At 53.9% G+C, this 15,878-nt stretch carries 13 protein-coding genes; 7 read left to right on the forward strand and 6 right to left on the reverse strand.

The features are described 5' to 3' along the window. Positions 1 to 127: 127 nt before the first annotated feature. The 6 genes from LJN55_RS03845 to LJN55_RS03870 form a co-directional block, all read right to left on the reverse strand. The gene (locus tag LJN55_RS03845; protein ID WP_212815848.1) at positions 128 to 1,522 is read right to left on the reverse strand and encodes an amidase; all 1,395 of its coding nucleotides are present in this window, start codon (positions 1,520 to 1,522) and stop codon (positions 128 to 130) included. A 469-nt stretch (positions 1,523 to 1,991) separates the two neighbouring features. Continuing rightward, a complete protein-coding gene (gene lldD, locus LJN55_RS03850) occupies positions 1,992 to 3,137 on the reverse strand; it encodes an FMN-dependent L-lactate dehydrogenase LldD (RefSeq protein WP_159337394.1) in 1,146 nt (381 codons plus the stop codon). After that, on the reverse strand, positions 3,134 to 3,904 hold the full coding sequence (gene lldR, locus LJN55_RS03855; RefSeq protein WP_227535720.1) for a transcriptional regulator LldR: 771 nt from the start codon (positions 3,902 to 3,904) through the stop codon (positions 3,134 to 3,136). The genes lldD and lldR overlap by 4 nt, the downstream gene beginning before the upstream one ends. Continuing rightward, positions 3,901 to 5,553: an L-lactate permease gene (gene lldP / locus LJN55_RS03860; protein WP_227535721.1), complete on the reverse strand. Its 1,653-nt coding sequence runs from the start codon at positions 5,551 to 5,553 to the stop codon at positions 3,901 to 3,903. Before lldP ends, lldR begins: the two co-directional genes overlap by 4 nt. Positions 5,554 to 5,805: 252 nt before the next feature. Then, the gene (locus tag LJN55_RS03865) at positions 5,806 to 6,240 is read right to left on the reverse strand and encodes a DoxX family protein (RefSeq protein WP_133844211.1); all 435 of its coding nucleotides are present in this window, start codon (positions 6,238 to 6,240) and stop codon (positions 5,806 to 5,808) included. Positions 6,241 to 6,449: 209 nt separating this feature from the next. Next, positions 6,450 to 8,648 carry a TonB-dependent siderophore receptor gene (locus LJN55_RS03870; RefSeq protein WP_227535722.1) on the reverse strand — a complete coding sequence of 733 codons (2,199 nt, stop codon included), beginning with the start codon at positions 8,646 to 8,648 and terminating at the stop codon, positions 6,450 to 6,452. Between the two features lie 346 nt (positions 8,649 to 8,994). Here LJN55_RS03870 and LJN55_RS03875 point away from each other — a divergent pair, with 346 nt between their 5' ends. The 7 genes from LJN55_RS03875 to LJN55_RS03905 all read left to right on the forward strand — a co-directional run bounded on the left by LJN55_RS03875 (position 8,995) and on the right by LJN55_RS03905 (position 15,860). Continuing rightward, the gene (locus LJN55_RS03875; RefSeq protein ID WP_407647779.1) at positions 8,995 to 9,936 is read left to right on the forward strand and encodes a siderophore ABC transporter substrate-binding protein; all 942 of its coding nucleotides are present in this window, start codon (positions 8,995 to 8,997) and stop codon (positions 9,934 to 9,936) included. Next, positions 9,937 to 10,896: an ABC transporter permease gene (locus tag LJN55_RS03880; protein WP_171148855.1), complete on the forward strand. Its 960-nt coding sequence runs from the start codon at positions 9,937 to 9,939 to the stop codon at positions 10,894 to 10,896. Next, positions 10,886 to 11,848 carry an iron chelate uptake ABC transporter family permease subunit gene (locus LJN55_RS03885; protein WP_227535723.1) on the forward strand — a complete coding sequence of 321 codons (963 nt, stop codon included), beginning with the start codon at positions 10,886 to 10,888 and terminating at the stop codon, positions 11,846 to 11,848. The genes LJN55_RS03880 and LJN55_RS03885 overlap by 11 nt, the downstream gene beginning before the upstream one ends. Beyond that, positions 11,845 to 12,603: an iron ABC transporter ATP-binding protein gene (locus LJN55_RS03890; protein ID WP_133843612.1), complete on the forward strand. Its 759-nt coding sequence runs from the start codon at positions 11,845 to 11,847 to the stop codon at positions 12,601 to 12,603. Before LJN55_RS03885 ends, LJN55_RS03890 begins: the two co-directional genes overlap by 4 nt. A gap of 320 nt (positions 12,604 to 12,923) precedes the next feature. After that, positions 12,924 to 13,559 (forward strand): maleylacetoacetate isomerase, encoded by a 636-nt coding sequence (gene maiA / locus LJN55_RS03895; RefSeq protein ID WP_133843610.1) that lies wholly within the window; start codon positions 12,924 to 12,926, stop codon positions 13,557 to 13,559. A 24-nt stretch (positions 13,560 to 13,583) separates the two neighbouring features. Further along, positions 13,584 to 14,546, forward strand: a complete 963-nt coding sequence (locus LJN55_RS03900; RefSeq protein ID WP_133843609.1) for a VOC family protein — start codon at positions 13,584 to 13,586, stop codon at positions 14,544 to 14,546. A 63-nt stretch (positions 14,547 to 14,609) separates the two neighbouring features. Beyond that, positions 14,610 to 15,860 carry an MFS transporter gene (locus tag LJN55_RS03905; protein WP_167863863.1) on the forward strand — a complete coding sequence of 417 codons (1,251 nt, stop codon included), beginning with the start codon at positions 14,610 to 14,612 and terminating at the stop codon, positions 15,858 to 15,860. Positions 15,861 to 15,878: the final 18 nt, after the last annotated feature.

Raw genomic sequence — 15,878 nt, forward strand, 5'->3', positions numbered from 1 at the left:
CGCGCGGACAAAGAGAAAATTAACGGATTTTAACGTAATGATGTTAAAGGGATTTTTTCAGCGTGGCAGAAAAGGAAAGCCGGGCGCACCATCGCGGGGAGCGGGTGCGCCGCAGCAGGGCGAAAGGTTACAGTTCGGGGTGCATCCGGTGCCACTCGGTCACCTGTTGCCAGGCCCAGCCGCCCTGGATGGCGCGGGTTTCATCAAAGTGGGCCGCGACCAGCTGGAAGCCAATCGGTGCACCCGCGGCAGTTTTGCCGCAGGGCAGGGTGATGGTCGGGTGGCCGCTGCTGTCAAAGGCGCTGGTAAAGCGCAGCACACCCCGGAACAACTCGTCGTCGGTGCCGAAGCGGTCCATGGTTTCCCAGGTCAGCCCGGCAAAGCTGTTGGCGGGGGCGAAGATCAGATCGACCTGTTCAAACAGCGCATTAAGGGTGCCGCGCAGGCTGGCACGGCGCAGCCAAAGCTTCTGGTACTCCAGCGCACTCAACGAGTGGCCGAGGTCGAGCAATCCGGCCAGCCCTGGCCCGTACTGGTCGCGCTGTGCCGGGAAGGTTTTTTCATGAGCGACAGCCGTTTCTACCGCGCACAGTGCGCTCCAGTCACGGGCCGCTTCATCGGTGTCTGGCATGGTGATCGGGACTATTTCTGCCCCCAGCGCGGTCAGGGTGGTGAGCACCTGAGTCAGGGCGCTGCGTGTCTCGGCATCCACACCGTCCAGCGCCCAGGCGCTGTCGAGGCCGATGCGGCATTTTTTCAGCCCTTTGGTCATCAGCGCCAGGTAGTCGGGAACGGGCTGGGTGCTGGAGGTCGGGTCTTTTTCATCGCGCCCGGCAATGGCCTGCAACATGGCGGCGGCATCGGCGACGGAACGCGCCATCGGGCCGATATGGTCAAGCGACGCGGCCAGTTCAAATGCACCGTGGCGGGTGACGCGGCCCCAGGTCGGTTTGATGCCCGTCAGGCCATTGGCGCTGGACGGGAAGCGAATGGAGCCGCCCGTGTCGGTACCTATCGCGCCAAAGCACAGCCCGGCGGCGGTGGCCACACCGGACCCACTGGACGACACGCCGGTCCACAGCGCCTCTCCCCAGGGATTGATGGGATGGGTGACCTCGGGATGGTGATCGGCAAAGGCGCTTTCTGTCTGTACCAGCTTGCCTAAGATGACCGCCCCGGCTGCCCGGAACCGTTCCACGACCGTGGAGTCTTCCGCCGGATAGAAATCTTTATGGATGCTCATACCGTGGGTGGTGGGGGCATCTTTGGTCCAGATCAGATCTTTCAGGGCGATGGGAACGCCGTGCAAGGGGCCACGGAAGTGCCCCCGGGCAATCTCCTCATCGGCCTGCTGCGCCTGTTGCAGTGCGCTTTCGTTCATGACATGCAGGTAGCTGTGCAGCGTCGGGTCGAGGCGGGCGATACGTGCGAGCAGGTGTTGTGTGACCTCGACGGAAGAGAGTTCGCGTGACTGAATACGCTGGCCGACTTCTGACAGGCTGAGATAGTGCACATCGTTCATGATTGAGCTTCCCGTAGGCAAAGTAGAGTTGACCTGTTGAAGCTAAAGCAGTGGGCAACGGCGGGCTTTGTTGAGATGGACAAGAAGTGTGGCGGGGCAGCCACTAAGGTTTCATGGCGCTCCCTATGGTTTCAACGCTGCCATAATATTGCGATAATTTGTTCTGATCGACCTGTGACGATGGCCTGCAGGATTGTTCAGGTCAACGTCAAGGGCATTTCGCTTTCCCGCTGAGAGCGTCATGTGATGGTGGTTTTAAAACTGACCGCGAGCACAGTTTTTGCGGGGATGGGGCCAGCTTGAGGTAAGCCGGACGTCACGCGGCAGGGATGCCGCGAGCCGAGGCCCGCAAGGATGCGGGTTTTGCCGATCCGGCGTGCTCAAACTGGCCTCAGACCGGAAGCCAAACTGGCAGCCACAAAAAATGACTGGGGATCTCTCAGTGGTCGGCCCTTGCGCTAAGTTGAGTTTAACCCAATCCGTTCTCCACCAGTGCCGAACGCGAAATATCCGCCACTGATTTCATGCCGGTCAGCGTCATCGCCACGCGCATCTCTTTCTCGATCAACGTCAGCAGATTTTCCACCCCAGCCTGACCTGCTGTTGCCAGCGCATAAAGATACGCACGGCCCAGCAACACGGTATCCGCGCCCAGCGCCATCATCCGCACCACGTCCAGCCCGTTGCGGATGCCGCTGTCGGCCAGAATGGCGATATCGCCTTTCACCGCATCGGCAATGGCGGGCAGCGCACGCGCCGTTGACAGCACGCCGTCCAGCTGACGGCCGCCGTGGTTGGATACCACAATGCCGTCGGCACCGAAGCGCACCGCATCGCGTGCGTCGTCAGGATCGAGAATGCCTTTGATGATCATCGGGCCATCCCAGAACTCGCGGATCCACTCCAGATCGCTCCAGCTTATAGAGGGATCGAAGTTATTCGCCAGCCAGCCAATATAATCTTCCAGCCCGGTGGGTTTCCCGAGATAGGCGGAGATATTGCCCAGGTCATGCGGCTTGCCGTGCAGCCCAACGTCCCAGGCCCACTGCGGATGGGTAACGGACTGCAAGTAGCGGCGCAGGGCGGCGTTCGGGCCGCTCATCCCCGAATGCGCATCGCGATAGCGCGCGCCAGGCGTCGGCATATCCACGGTAAACACCAGCGTGGAACAGCCTGCGGCTTTGGCACGCTCGAGCGCATTACGCATAAAACCGCGATCTTTCAGTACATAGAGCTGAAACCACATCGGGCGGGAGATCGCCGGGGCCACCTCTTCAATCGGACACACCGATACGGTGGAGAGGGTAAACGGAATACCCTTCGCCGCGGCGGCTTTCGCTGCCTGCACTTCACCACGGCGGGCATACATCCCGCACAGCCCGACCGGGGCCAGCGCCACCGGCATCGACAGTGTTTCGTTAAACAGCGTGGTTTGCAGGCTGAGGGTGGACATATCGTTCAGCACACGCTGTTTTAGCGCGATCTGCGCCAGGTCATCGACGTTACGCCGCAGCGTATGTTCTGCGTAAGCGCCACCGTCAATATAGTGAAACAGGAACGGGGGCAGGATGCGTTTGGCTGCGGCACGGTAGTCGGTTCCGGCTGAAATAATCATCGATTTTCTTCCCTTGTGACATCGGTATCGTCATCCGGCAGGCGAGTGCTGCGCTGCTGCCGGGCTTCATTTTCATGCAGGGTTTTGAGCGTGGTCTGCACAAAACCCAGGTGACTTTTCGCCGCCTGGCTGGCCCGTTCCGCATCGCCCGCGAGGATCGCCAGCAGCAGTTCTTCATGCTGCTCCGTCAGGTGAGCAAAAATCGTCGGTACGGTGTACATACGCTGGCGGCTGTGTGCCACGGAGGATTGCAGCAGATCGAAGAAGCCGCGCATGGTCTGTAACAGCACCACGTTATGCGAGGCTTCAGCAATCGCCAGATGAAAGCGCACGTCGGCCTGCGTGGCCATCTCTGGCGACAGACTCTCCTGCTGCTGGATGGCGTCAAAACAGCTCTGCAGCTTTTCTTTATCAGCATCGGTCGCCCGCAGCGCCGCATACCAAGCGGTGCTGGCTTCGATGGCATGACGTGCTTCCAGAATATCGTTACGATAGTCCGGATCATCTGCCACCAGCGCTTTCAGCGGCTGGACGATGCGTTGTTCCGACCACGGCGGCGGCGCTTCACACAGGTAATATCCCCCGCCGTGACGGCTGAACAGCACCCCTTCACCCACCAGCTTTTTCAGGGCTTCACGCAGTGACGAGCGTGACACGGCCAGTTCATCCGCCAGCTTACGCTCGGCAGGCAGGCGCGCACCTGCCTGTAGTTGGCGATCGGCGATCAGCGTTCGCAGACGATCGATCAGTGAGCCTGAGGCGGTCATGGGATCATCCAGGTCAGCACGTAGGCCTGTAGCGTGGTGATCACCCCAACCATACAGGTGAAGATCAGGCTGTGTTTCACGGTAAAGCGGAACAGGTCCGACTCTTTCCCGACCAGCCCCACCGCCGCACAGGCAATGGCAATCGACTGCGGAGAGATCATCTTCCCGGTCACGCCGCCCGTGGTATTTGCCGCCACCAGCAGCAGATCGGACACGCCAATCTGCTGCGCCGTGGTGGCCTGCAAGGCGGCAAACAGGGCGTTAGACGAGGTATCCGACCCGGTCAGGAACACGCCCAGCCAGCCGAGGAACGGCGAGAAGAAGGTGAACGCAGGGCCGGTATGGGCCAGCGCCAGTGCCAGCGTGGCTGACAGCCCGGAGTAGTTAGAGATAAAGGCGAAGGCCAGAACCATGCCGATAGAGTAGATGGGCAATGCCAGTTCTTTCAGCGTGCTGCGGAATGTCGACAGGGCATCAGCAGGTTTCATCTTCAGATAGACGATGGAGATCAGCGCCGCCACGATAATCGCGGTACCGGTCGCCGACAGCCAGTCGAATTTAAACACCGCCGCGTAAGGCGTGATGGCGTTGACCACGGGGGGCATCTTCGCCACCAGCTTGTCGAGGAACGGGATGGGGATATTCACCACCAGGTTGTACAGCGCGCCGCCAGGTGTAAACAGCGCCTTGAACGGGGGAATACTCCACAGCGTAACGGTGGCGGTCAGGAACAGGAACGGCATCCAGGCACGGACAATCTGCCCGGTGCGGTATTTCTCCACCACCAGTGGCTGTTCAGGGGCATTATCCGCCGGTTTAAAGCGGAAAATACGCACCGGTTTCCACACGCGCAGGAACAGCGTCAGACATACCAGCGACACCAGCGAAGAGATGATGTCCGGTAGTTCAGGGCCGAGGAAGTTAGAGCTGAGATACTGGGCAAGGGCGAACGATCCCCCGGCCACCATCACCGCAGGCCAGGTCTCTTTGATCCCACGCCAGCCATCCATGATCGCCATGATCCAGAACAGCACGATAATGGTCAGGAACGGCAGCTGGCGGCCAACCATCTGGCCGATCTCAAAGCTGTCCAGCCCTGTGACCTGCCCGGCAACGATAATCGGTATCCCCATTGCTCCGAAGGCCACGGGGGCCGTATTGACGATCAGGCACAGACCCGCCGCATACAGTGGATTAAAACCAAGGCCGACCAGCAGCGCAGCGGTGATCGCCACCGGTGCGCCGAACCCGGCGGCCCCTTCAAGAAACGCACCGAACGAGAAGCCGACAATCAGCATCTGCAAGCGCTGATCGGGGGTGATCGACAAAATTGAGGCACGAATAATATCGAATTGCCCGGTTTTCACCGAAATTTTATAAACAAAAACAGCGGCGATAATAATCCAGGCAATCGGCCAGAGTCCGTAGAAGAAGCCATACACCACCGATGCCAGCGCGCGATCCACCGGCATGCGGTAAAGAAACAGCGCCACCATCAGCGCCAGCACCACGGTGATGGTGGCGGCGAGGTAGCCTTTCAGCTTGAGCTTAATCAGCGCAAAGAAGAAAAACAGGATAGGGATGGCGGCAATCAGGCTGGATAGCCAGATATTGTTCAACGGGTCATACACTTGTTGCCAGGGTTGCATGCAGGGTTCTCCAGAGTTTTTTCACCCCTGCTGATTACGGTCCTACCAATTCAGCTGTATGGGGGTTAACAGCTGCTGATAGTTAATATTTTGTTAGTTGAATACAATGATTGTTGCTCAATTTTTGCTTTTTTGTGGCCGTGATGGCTGTTTTTTTACGATTGGTAGGACCATATTGGGCGGGGACTGGAGGCCAGAGGGGTGAGATAAAAAACGCACCCGGAGCGATGCGTTGAACAGAAGAGGACCCGATTAACGCCAGGCGCTGTGGCTGACGACCGAATATTTTCCGCCGCCCTGGAACAGGATCACCAGTGAAGCGAACGCAAAGAAAGCCATGCTCTCAATCGCCCAGGCTCCGACCGGGCTCAGGCTGAAGGTGTCGCCGAGACCCGCCAGCAGCCACGCCACCACCATGGTGCCAATGACTGTCAGGGCTGACAGGCGGCAGAGAATACCGAAGATCAACAGTAGCGGGGCCACCACTTCTCCGATCAGCACGCCGTAACCGATGAAAGACGGAAGCCCGTGCGCGGCCAGCATGCCCTGAATGCCGCCAATGCCGGAATGCAGCTTATGCCAGCCGTGGAACAGCATCAGGCCGCCGACCGTCAGGCGCAGCAATAATTTGGCAAAGTCAGGATGAGAAAACAGCTGGTTAAAGCGGGTAAGCGTATTGGCTATCATCATTGTTATTCCCGTGTGAGGTTATCATCAGATAATACTCATTCTCATCTTTTGGCATACGGCTACTGACGATAGCCTTGTCCAAAGTCAAAAAATGCGGGGAATAGTGGGAAGGTTTCAGGAAAAGCGCTGAGGGGTCAACGGGCTGACCGAAACAAAAGGTCAGCCCCCACAGGAACCGTGTTGCTCTGTGTTGTTGAAACCGGTTATCAGAAGCCCATCGTTACGCCCGCATAGTACGCGCGACCCGGTTCGTTATAAGTCGAAGCGCCGTCATTTTCGCGGTAAATCTGCTTATCAAACAGGTTGCTGACGCCGCCTTTCACACTCAGGTTTTTGGTGAACTTATAGTTGAGATTCAGCCCGACAAGGGAATATGCCCCGATCTCTTTACTGGATAGCCCGCTACTGCCTTCCAGACGGCTTTCCACAAATTCACGCGGCTTCTGGCGTCCGTACAGCGTCCAGTTCAGCTCGGTGGAGAACTTATCGGTAATCTGATAATCCAGCATCGAGTTGATGGTGTACTTAGGGATGATCGACAGCGGGTTGCCGGTTTTCTTGTCTTTCGACTCCAGCATATAGGTGGCATTAGTCCGCCAGTCGAGCACGTCACGCACCACCGGGATCGTCAGGCTGGCTTCCAGCCCTTCCACCAGCGCTTTGCCACCATTTTCCCATTGCAGGATGTTATAGCCGTTAGAGGCGGTGCCGAGCAGGTCGGTGCCGGAAACGATTTTATTTTTGTAGTCATTGCGGAACCAGGTCACACCCGCGGCATAGCCATCAGCTGCAAACTCCAGCCCCAGCTCTTTATTGACGCTGACTTCGGCATCCAGATTGGTGTTACCCAACAGGTAGCAACTGCCGGTGGCAACCGATGTCGGGCAGCCGTTACCCCGGGTGGCCAGCAGATAGCCTTCGCTTGACTGGTACAAATTCGGGGCTTTAAACACCCGCGCAATACCGGCTTTCAGTTTGAACCCTTCACCCAGATCCTGAGAGAAGTTAAAACTCGGGCTAAAGTTACTGCCGAATTCACTGTGGTGATCAAAACGCAGGCCCGGGATCAGGAAGGTCCCTTCCCATGGCTGGATATTATCTTCAACGTAGAGTGCGGCCGTGGTCGCGCTGTTCTTGCTGCTGCGATTGGCCGGATCCCCCGACATATCGCCGATGATCACGCCGCTGGCATCGGTGGCTGACATGGAGGCGCTGTCGTCCAGCTTTTCGTGATTCCACTCAGCGCCGAGGGTCACGGTTTGCTCAATCCAGCGGTCCATCGGCATATTGGCTTCCGCGCTGGCACGGTAATTTTCCAGTCGGCTGGTGCTGTACTCGTCGCTGTTAATCATCCCTTCCACACGACCGGTAGAACCTTCTTTCAGGCGCGTGTTATTGGTTTTTTCATAGTTGAAGGCGAGCTTAGAATCGCCCCATTCCCAGAAGCCGTTATGGGTCAGGCCGTAAGACTGACGGTACAGGCGGTTCGTCTCGGAACCGTACAGTGAGTCGACCAGGCCACCGGGGCTGATGTTGCCATTGCTGTACTGGGTATCTCCGGCGTAGATATTGCCCTGGCGGCTGTAGCCATAGCTGAAGTCGAGGATCTGCGAGGGGGTCATTTTCCAGGAAACCAGCGCATTAATATCTTTGTTACGCACCCCTTCACGGCCCGCGGCATACGCGCCGTTTTGCGCCTGGTTGATATCGGCGGCATCGGCATCGGTTTTGTTGAGGTTACCGTAGAGGCGCATGGTCAGCGCATCACCCGCCAGCGGGCCGCTCAGACTAAAGTTGGTGCGTTTTGTGTCACCTTCTTTGCTGTTTTCCGGCTGATTGGTAAACAGCGACAGGGAACCGTGCCAGTCTTTGGTCGGGCGCTTGGTGTGGATATTGATCACGCCACCGGCGGCCCCGGAGCCATAGCGGGCGGCGGCCGGGCCACGCAGCACTTCAATACGCTCGACCATTTCAGCAGGTACCCAGTTGCTGTCGCCACGGGTATCACGTTCACCTTTCCAGCTGTAACGCACGGAATTACGCGAGCTGACCGGCACGCCGTCAATCAGGATCAGGGTGTTTTCCGGGCCCATACCGCGAATATCAATCTGGCGGTTGTTACCCCGGCTGCCGTTGGCACTGTTTCCGGTCAGGTTGACGCCGGGCATTTTGCGGATGATGTCGGACAAATCGTTAACGGGCGGATTCTTCGCAATATCCTCTGCCGTGATGACAGAGACGCCAGGTTGTTGTTTTAACTCCTGTTCCGCTGTTTTTTGTACCAGCAGCACATCCTCCACGTCACTGGCGGCGGCGGTATCGTCATCGGCACTGGCTGTTCCGGCCAGCATGGCGGTCAGTAGCAGTGCCAGAGGGTGTAATCGAAAGCGTCCGTTCCTGTTCATTGCATCATCTCAAAGTGTTTAGTGTTGTAAGAGAATGTGCATGATAACGATAATTGTTCTCATTTCTATGGTGGGAAATACGAATCCTTAAAATCTCCACAATTGGCCACTTTTGTCAGTAAAAGTCAGCGATGGAGTTTTATTTGTTAATAATCAAGTTATTAAAATCTTCATATTTGCTTCGCAATCTTCTTATTTGCTACGGATTGTGAGTTTTGTCTGTTTTATGAACAGCGGATGCCATGTTCTGTCTACCCATCCTGCCAGGCAGTCGTTATTATCCCGCAACAAAATCGAACGCGAATCGTTCTCATTTTTGCTACTTATCTGATTCTCAGGAGAGAAAATGCGCTTCCCTCAGGCCTTCGTTTTATCGCTGTTTTCCGCCATGCTCGCCTGTGAGCCTGCGGCCTTTGCAGCAGATGCTCCCGCACTGACGGTCGTGCACGCGCAGGGTTCCACCGCTGTGCCGAAACATCCGCAACGTGTGGTGATCCTCAGCCCGGCAACGCTGGATATTGCTGATGCCCTGGGGATTAACCCGATGGGCGTGCCACAAACCAGCGCGCACTATCCGCAGCATCTGGCGAAGTACAATGGCAAGGCGTATCTGAATGCCGGCACGCTGTTTGAACCCAACTTTGAAGCCCTGAGCAATGCCAAACCCGATCTGATTCTGGCCGGTGCCCGCGCTCATGATGCCTATGGCAAGCTGAGTGAAATTGCCCCGACCCTCTCACTGGATCTCGACCCGAAACACTTCGTGCAAAGCCTGACCGAACGTACCGAACAGCTGGGAGCGATCTTCGGTAAAGAAGAGAAGGCACAACAGGTGATTGCGGCGTTTAATGCCCAGATTGCTGACGTGCGTAAAGAGTCCGCCACCGCCGGTAGCGCGATGATGCTGATGATTAACGGCGGCAAGATCAGCGCGCACTCACCGGGTTCACGTTTTGGTTTTATCTACGATGTGCTGGGATTTAAACCGGCCACGGCTTTCCCGGAAACCGGCAAACACGGTAATGCGGTGTCGCCTGAGTTCATCATGGAAGCGAATCCTGACTGGCTGTTTGTGCTGGATCGCGACAGCGCCATTGGCCGCAAAGAGGGCGTATCCGCACAGCAGGTGCTGGATAACCCGCTGGTGCGTAAAACCAATGCCTGGAAAAAACAGCAGGTGGTCTATCTCGATTCCGGTTCGCTTTATATTGCAGGCGGCATTCAGAGCTACAGCAATCTGATGACTCAGGTGAAGCAGGTGCTGGATAAAACGAAAACCCAGCCGTAAATGAAATCCGTAGCCTTTATTGCAGGCCTGGCATTACTGCTGGGCCTGATTGTTTGCAGCCTGTTTGTCGGCGTCAGCCGTGTCACTCTGCTCAGTCTGTGGTCAGATCCTGAAATGCGGGAGATCCTGCTGATCAGCCGTTTTCCCCGTACCGCCGCGTTACTGCTGGCGGGGAGCGCGATGAGCGTGGCAGGGCTGATGATGCAGATGCTGACGCAAAACCGCTTTGTTGAGCCTTCGGTGGTCGGCACCACGCAGTCTGCCAGTCTGGGACTGCTGCTGGTGATGATCATCAGCCCTGCCGCGCCGATCATGCTGAAAATGGGCGTTGCCACACTGTTTTCCCTCGCAGGCACCGCGTTGTTTATGCTGATGATCCAGCGTATCCGTATGAAATCCTCCCTGATGGTTCCACTGGCCGGCATTATGCTGGGCGCGGTTTTCAGTTCAGTCACCACCTTCCTTGCGATGAAGTTTGATCTGCTCCAGTCGCTGGGCGGTTGGGAATCAGGCGACTTTTCCAGCGTGATGCAGGGACGCTATGAACTGCTGTGGGCGGTGGGCGCGATCACACTGCTGGCAGCGGTGATGGCTGACCGCTTTACGGTGGCGGGCATGGGGCGTGATTTTTCGGTCAATGTCGGGCTGCACTATCGCCGCGTGATGCTGATGGGGATGGCAATGATCGCCATGATCAGTGGCGTGGTGGTAGTGGTGGTCGGCGTGCTGCCATTCCTGGGGTTGATTGTGCCTAATATTGTCAGCCTGGCGCTGGGTGACAACCTGCGGCGCACCGTGCCCTGGGTGGCACTGGTGGGCGCGATGCTGGTGATCGGCTGCGATATTCTCGGCCGTCTGATCATCCACCCGTTTGAAATTCCGGTCAGTGCGCTGCTTGGCGTGCTGGGCGCGATGATCTTCCTCGTGCTGATTGTGAGGTCGAAACGCCATGCGCACTGATGCTTTGTCACCCGGCAAATGCCTGTTGCTGCTGACGACGCTGCTGCTGGTGCTGATGGGGATTTTCATGACCCTCGGTCTGCACGGCAATATCGCTTATATCCTGCGGCATCGCGGGCAGATCCTCGCCACGATGGTGCTGGTGGGTTTCGCCTCCGGCATCAGTACGTTGCTGTTTCAGACCCTGACCCGTAACCGCATTCTGACGCCGTCGGTGATGGGGCTGGAGTCGCTGTTTGTGTTGATGCAGACGCTGCTGATCTTCGCGCTGGATGTCGGCGGGCTGAATATGCTGGGCAGCGTAGGGCGCTTCATCGCCGAAAGCGCACTGCTGGTGATGTTTGCCACGTTGCTGTATCGCTGGCTGTTAGGGGGCGCCGGGCTGGATCTGCACCGGGTGCTGCTGATAGGCCTGGTGTGCGGCACGCTGTTCCGCAGTATCTCGGGCCTGATGCAGCGCCTGATGGAACCGGGTGAGTTCGCGGTGTTGCAAAGCCGCATCTTCGCCACGTTTACCCGTGCCGACAGCGATGTGCTGCTGATTTCAGCCGGGGTGATTGCCGTGGTTGCCACGCTGGTCTGGCGATTGCGTCACCGTCTGGATGTGATGGCGCTGGGGCCGGATAGCGCTATTGCGCTTGGTATTGCCTGGCAACGTCATGTCACCGGTTTACTGCTGCTGATCTCGCTGCTGGTGGCGGTCTCGACCGCGCTGGTGGGGCCGATGATGTTCCTCGGCCTGCTGATCGTCAATCTGGCCTATCCGCTGATGGGAAGCTGGCGTCATGCGTATCTGCTGCCCGGCTGTGTGCTGATTGGCATCATCACGCTGGTGGGCGGGCAGTTGATTTTGGAACGGCTGCTGGATATGGCCGGGACGCTGTCGGTGGTGATTGAGTTTAGCGGTGGGGCATTGTTCATCTATTTACTGCTGAGAAAGGGCGCCAAGTGATCGACATTAAGCAGGTCAGCAAACAGTACGATAATCAGCCGGTGTTACAAAACATCTGCGAAACCCTGCCATCGTCAGGCATTACCTCTATTATCGGGCCAAACGGTGCCGGCAAGTCAACGTTACTGTCGGTGATCAGCCGCCTGCTGAAAGCGGACAGCGGCGTGGTGACGGTGGACGCGCTGGACGTCAGCGATGCCAACAGTGAAAAACTGGCAAAGGTACTGTCAGTGCTGCGCCAGGAGAACCATTTTACCAGCCGTCTGACGGTGTGGGATCTGGTGAGCTTTGGGCGTTATCCCTACAGCAAGGGGCGGCTTAATGAAAATGATCGCCAGCATATTGAGCAGTCGCTGGCGTTTCTTGATTTGCTGCCGTTGCGTCATCGCTATCTGGATGAGTTATCCGGCGGCCAGCGTCAACGCGCTTTTGTGGCGATGGTGCTGTGCCAGGACACGCAATATGTCCTGCTGGACGAGCCGCTGAACAATCTGGATATGAAGCACAGCGTGGCGATGATGAAGCAGCTACGACGCGCCGCCGATCAGTTAGAGAAATCCATCGTGCTGGTGATCCACGACATTAACTTTGCCTCGGCATACTCCGACTTCATCCTGGCGATGAAGGACGGACAGGTGGTATTCCGCGGTACGCCTGAGCAGGTGATGGTGCCAGAGGTGATTGAGCAGATCTTCGATCTGCCCGTGACCGTTGAGCAGGTCAATGGCCAGCGTATTGCGATGTATTACCGCTAACACAGTAGGGCAGGAAAAAGTGCTGCCCTGCACATCATTTTATTGCGTACCACCATCAATCTCATCCTCATCTTCCTGCGTATACAAAATGTGTCTGTGTTATTGACAGAAACCTCACATCTCGTGATCTCATTAAATTCACCATGTCATCAATTCATTTATGAAAGTTTCACGACGTTTTTACAATGATTACTTTTATTTCCATGTTTTTTGAATGAAAAAGCAAGATTTGGAGTGTTGTGTCGATAGGGTGTTTATATTGTTGGGGGCGGTGTGAGAATAACAACGGATATGTGTTTTGAAAAATATAAGGATATGTAATGAAACTCTACTCATTTCATTTGTCATCAGCATCAATACGCATTCGCCTTTCACTGGAATATAAGAAGCTTGATTATAAACTGATCGAAGTGGATTTATCCAAGGGGGGCCATCAGACAGGGGGGTATCATGAATTAAACCCTCAAAAACTGGTTCCAACACTGGTTGATGGTGATGTTACCTTGACTCAATCAATCGCTATTATTGAATACTTAGAAGAGAAATACCCTGACAGATATCCACTTATTCCTGAATCTCCAGAAGATCGGGCAAGGGTGAGATCTATCTGCCAGTTTATAGCAAGCGAAATGCAACCTTTAACAAATGCCCGAGTCAGGTTGTATATGACCAGTCATCATGTAACACCGCAAGATATTCATGCATGGTGTGTACACTGGATACGGTCCGGTCTTGAAATATTGGAAGCTATTTTAGTTAATGAGTCAAAAAAAGGACGTTATTGTTATGGTGATAAACCCACCATTGCTGACGTGTTTTTAGCTTCTCAATTGTTTCTTGCTCGTCGTTTCATTTCTGATTTTAATCATTACCCCAGAATTATGTATCTGGATAATATTATTTCTCAGGTTCCCGGTTTTAAAAAAGTACTGGAACAATCTTATCTTGGTGTTTAATGATAAAAATGCATAGGAAAAATTATGAATGCTATTAACGGGCATCTGACAGGAATCCATCATATAACCAGCGGGGTTTCTGGAGCGCAAGAGGACGTCGATTTTTTTACAAAAATACTGGGCCAAAGGATGATCAAACAAACCGTGTTGTTTGATGGTGAAAACCCTGTTTATCATTTGTATTATGGCAGTCAGGATGCTCAGGCGGGATCGATTATGACAACGCTACCCTTTAAAGATCTCGGATACAAAGGGCGAAAAGGAAGCGGCCAGATCAGTGCAGTTGCCTATGCTATTCCACCCGGATCGATGGCGTTTTGGGAACAACGTTTATCCTTGCATTTAATAAAACCCATCACGAAAAAATATAAATTTGGTGCGGAATATATTGAATTTGAACACCCCTCTGGACTTGTTTTTGAATTAACGGAATCAGAGGTTAATGATATCCAGGGTTGGGTAACTGATGAAATCCATGACGATCATGCTATTCGAGGTATTTTTGGCGTGACACTTTCTGTGCGGGATTACACTGAACAAGCACGTTTTTTCACGGATGGTCTTAAGATGACGCTGGCCGCTGAAGATGGCGCTTATCAACGCTTTCATATTGGCGCGGGCGGCCCGCAGCGTACCATCGATGTCCTGTACGATCCATCCCTACCTCAGGGAACCTGGGGATTTGCACAAGGTATCGTGCACCATATTGCATTTGCTGTTGAGACAGAGAAAGAACAGTTAGAAATTAAAGAACACCTTGTCGGATTAGGCTTTCCTGATGTGTCAGAAATTAAAGATAGAAATTACTTTCATTCTATCTATGTACGATCGCCTGGCGGTATTCTCATCGAGTTTGCTACTTCTGATATTGGTTTTTGTATTGATGAAACCCCACAGGCACTAGGCAGTAATCTGATGATTCCTCCCTGGTGGAAAGATAAGGAAAGTGAATTTATGGATAAGCTAGAGAAAATAAAAATTGATTAAACTTTTTTTAAATTCAATGAGTGCAGATGTTTTTTGACGTAATTTCAGTTAAGGCGGGCAGGTATGATGGCATCAAAGCAAGAGCGGTTGCCGCGGGAATTTAATAAGATCTCATTTTCTAATCTTTTTGCTCAACTTTCGGAACAATTGGCTTTGGCGGGTGCGTTAATGTACGCCGCTATTTATTTGAATGCATCTGTCAGCGAGATAAGTTTCTTACAGTTAACGCAAACTCTACCCTTTTTATTGATGTCTATTCCTGCAGGATTGTTGGTTGATCGACTTTCAAGAACGCTGACGATGCTCACTGCTGAAGTATTACGCGCTTTGTCGTTAGTACTTATTTGTTTTTTTATATTCAAATCAAGTCTTTCTATTCCTGTTTTGGCTGTGTTAGGTTTTATTGGTGCCACGAGTACCGTGGTATACAGTATTGCGGTGCCTTCTCTGGTTCCTGCATTAGTACCCAAACATAATATGGCCATAGCGAATGGACGAGTCGAATTAGCCCGCTGCCTTGCACTGGCTATTGGCCCCACTATTGCAGGTTATTTAATCGCTCATAGTGGAGTTTCAGTGTCCTTTGTCATTTCTGTTATATTTTCGATGGTCGCATTTATTCTTATATTAAATTTAAAAGAACCTCCTCGTGTTAAGCAAGGGAAAAAACATATTTTATCGGATTTGAAAGTTGGGGCATTGTTTGTTGCCAGGAATTTACATCTGAGGCAGATGCTGTATACATCGATTGTTTTCAACATATCATGGTTTATATTGCAATCCATATATATTATTTATGCAATGAATAAGCTGAATTTTACAACGGACTTAATTGGCAGCAGTATGGGGGTTTATGGTATTGGGATGGTTGCAGGTGCAGTGATTATGCCATTTATCAGCAGGCGTTTATCTTTTGGAACACTGCTGAAGTTGGGCCCAACAAGCGCACTCTTTGGCGCGGTTTTGATGGCGGTGACACTATTTTATCCCTCTTATCCGATTGTGATTTTGAGCTATTTTTTCTTCGGTGTAGGACCAATAATATGGACAATTTCTTCCGTGACCTTACGACAAGCTATTACACCTGAGAATATGTTAGGCCGTGTATCCTCCCTGGTGATGATGGCGACTTTCGGCGCGCGCCCTATTGGGGCGGCATTAGGCGGTGTGCTGGGAACATATATTGGTATTGATAATTGCATCTGGGTTGTTTTGATTGGTTTTCTGATTCAGTTCATTATTATTTATACGGCAGGTGTTTCAAAACTGGCGAGCCTGGAATCATTGCCTGAACCGATCCCTCTTGAAAAATGAGATCAGGTCACTTCGTCC

Source organism: Erwinia rhapontici (assembly GCF_020683125.1).
Lineage (GTDB): Bacteria > Pseudomonadota > Gammaproteobacteria > Enterobacterales > Enterobacteriaceae > Erwinia > Erwinia rhapontici.

What these genes read in the sequence shown, in the direction of transcription:
- LJN55_RS03845 (WP_212815848.1), bottom strand. Translation starts at nt 1,522, where the DNA reads ATGAACGATGTGCACTATCTCAGCCTGTCAGAAGTCGGCCAGCGTATT.
- lldD (WP_159337394.1), bottom strand. Translation starts at nt 3,137, where the DNA reads ATGATTATTTCAGCCGGAACCGACTACCGTGCCGCAGCCAAACGCATC.
- lldR (WP_227535720.1), bottom strand. Translation starts at nt 3,904, where the DNA reads ATGACCGCCTCAGGCTCACTGATCGATCGTCTGCGAACGCTGATCGCC.
- lldP (WP_227535721.1), bottom strand. Translation starts at nt 5,553, where the DNA reads ATGCAACCCTGGCAACAAGTGTATGACCCGTTGAACAATATCTGGCTA.
- LJN55_RS03865 (WP_133844211.1), bottom strand. Translation starts at nt 6,240, where the DNA reads ATGATAGCCAATACGCTTACCCGCTTTAACCAGCTGTTTTCTCATCCT.
- LJN55_RS03870 (WP_227535722.1), bottom strand. Translation starts at nt 8,648, where the DNA reads ATGAACAGGAACGGACGCTTTCGATTACACCCTCTGGCACTGCTACTG.
- LJN55_RS03875 (WP_407647779.1), top strand. Translation starts at nt 8,995, where the DNA reads ATGCGCTTCCCTCAGGCCTTCGTTTTATCGCTGTTTTCCGCCATGCTC.
- LJN55_RS03880 (WP_171148855.1), top strand. Translation starts at nt 9,937, where the DNA reads ATGAAATCCGTAGCCTTTATTGCAGGCCTGGCATTACTGCTGGGCCTG.
- LJN55_RS03885 (WP_227535723.1), top strand. Translation starts at nt 10,886, where the DNA reads ATGCGCACTGATGCTTTGTCACCCGGCAAATGCCTGTTGCTGCTGACG.
- maiA (WP_133843610.1), top strand. Translation starts at nt 12,924, where the DNA reads ATGAAACTCTACTCATTTCATTTGTCATCAGCATCAATACGCATTCGC.
- LJN55_RS03900 (WP_133843609.1), top strand. Translation starts at nt 13,584, where the DNA reads ATGAATGCTATTAACGGGCATCTGACAGGAATCCATCATATAACCAGC.
- LJN55_RS03905 (WP_167863863.1), top strand. Translation starts at nt 14,610, where the DNA reads ATGATGGCATCAAAGCAAGAGCGGTTGCCGCGGGAATTTAATAAGATC.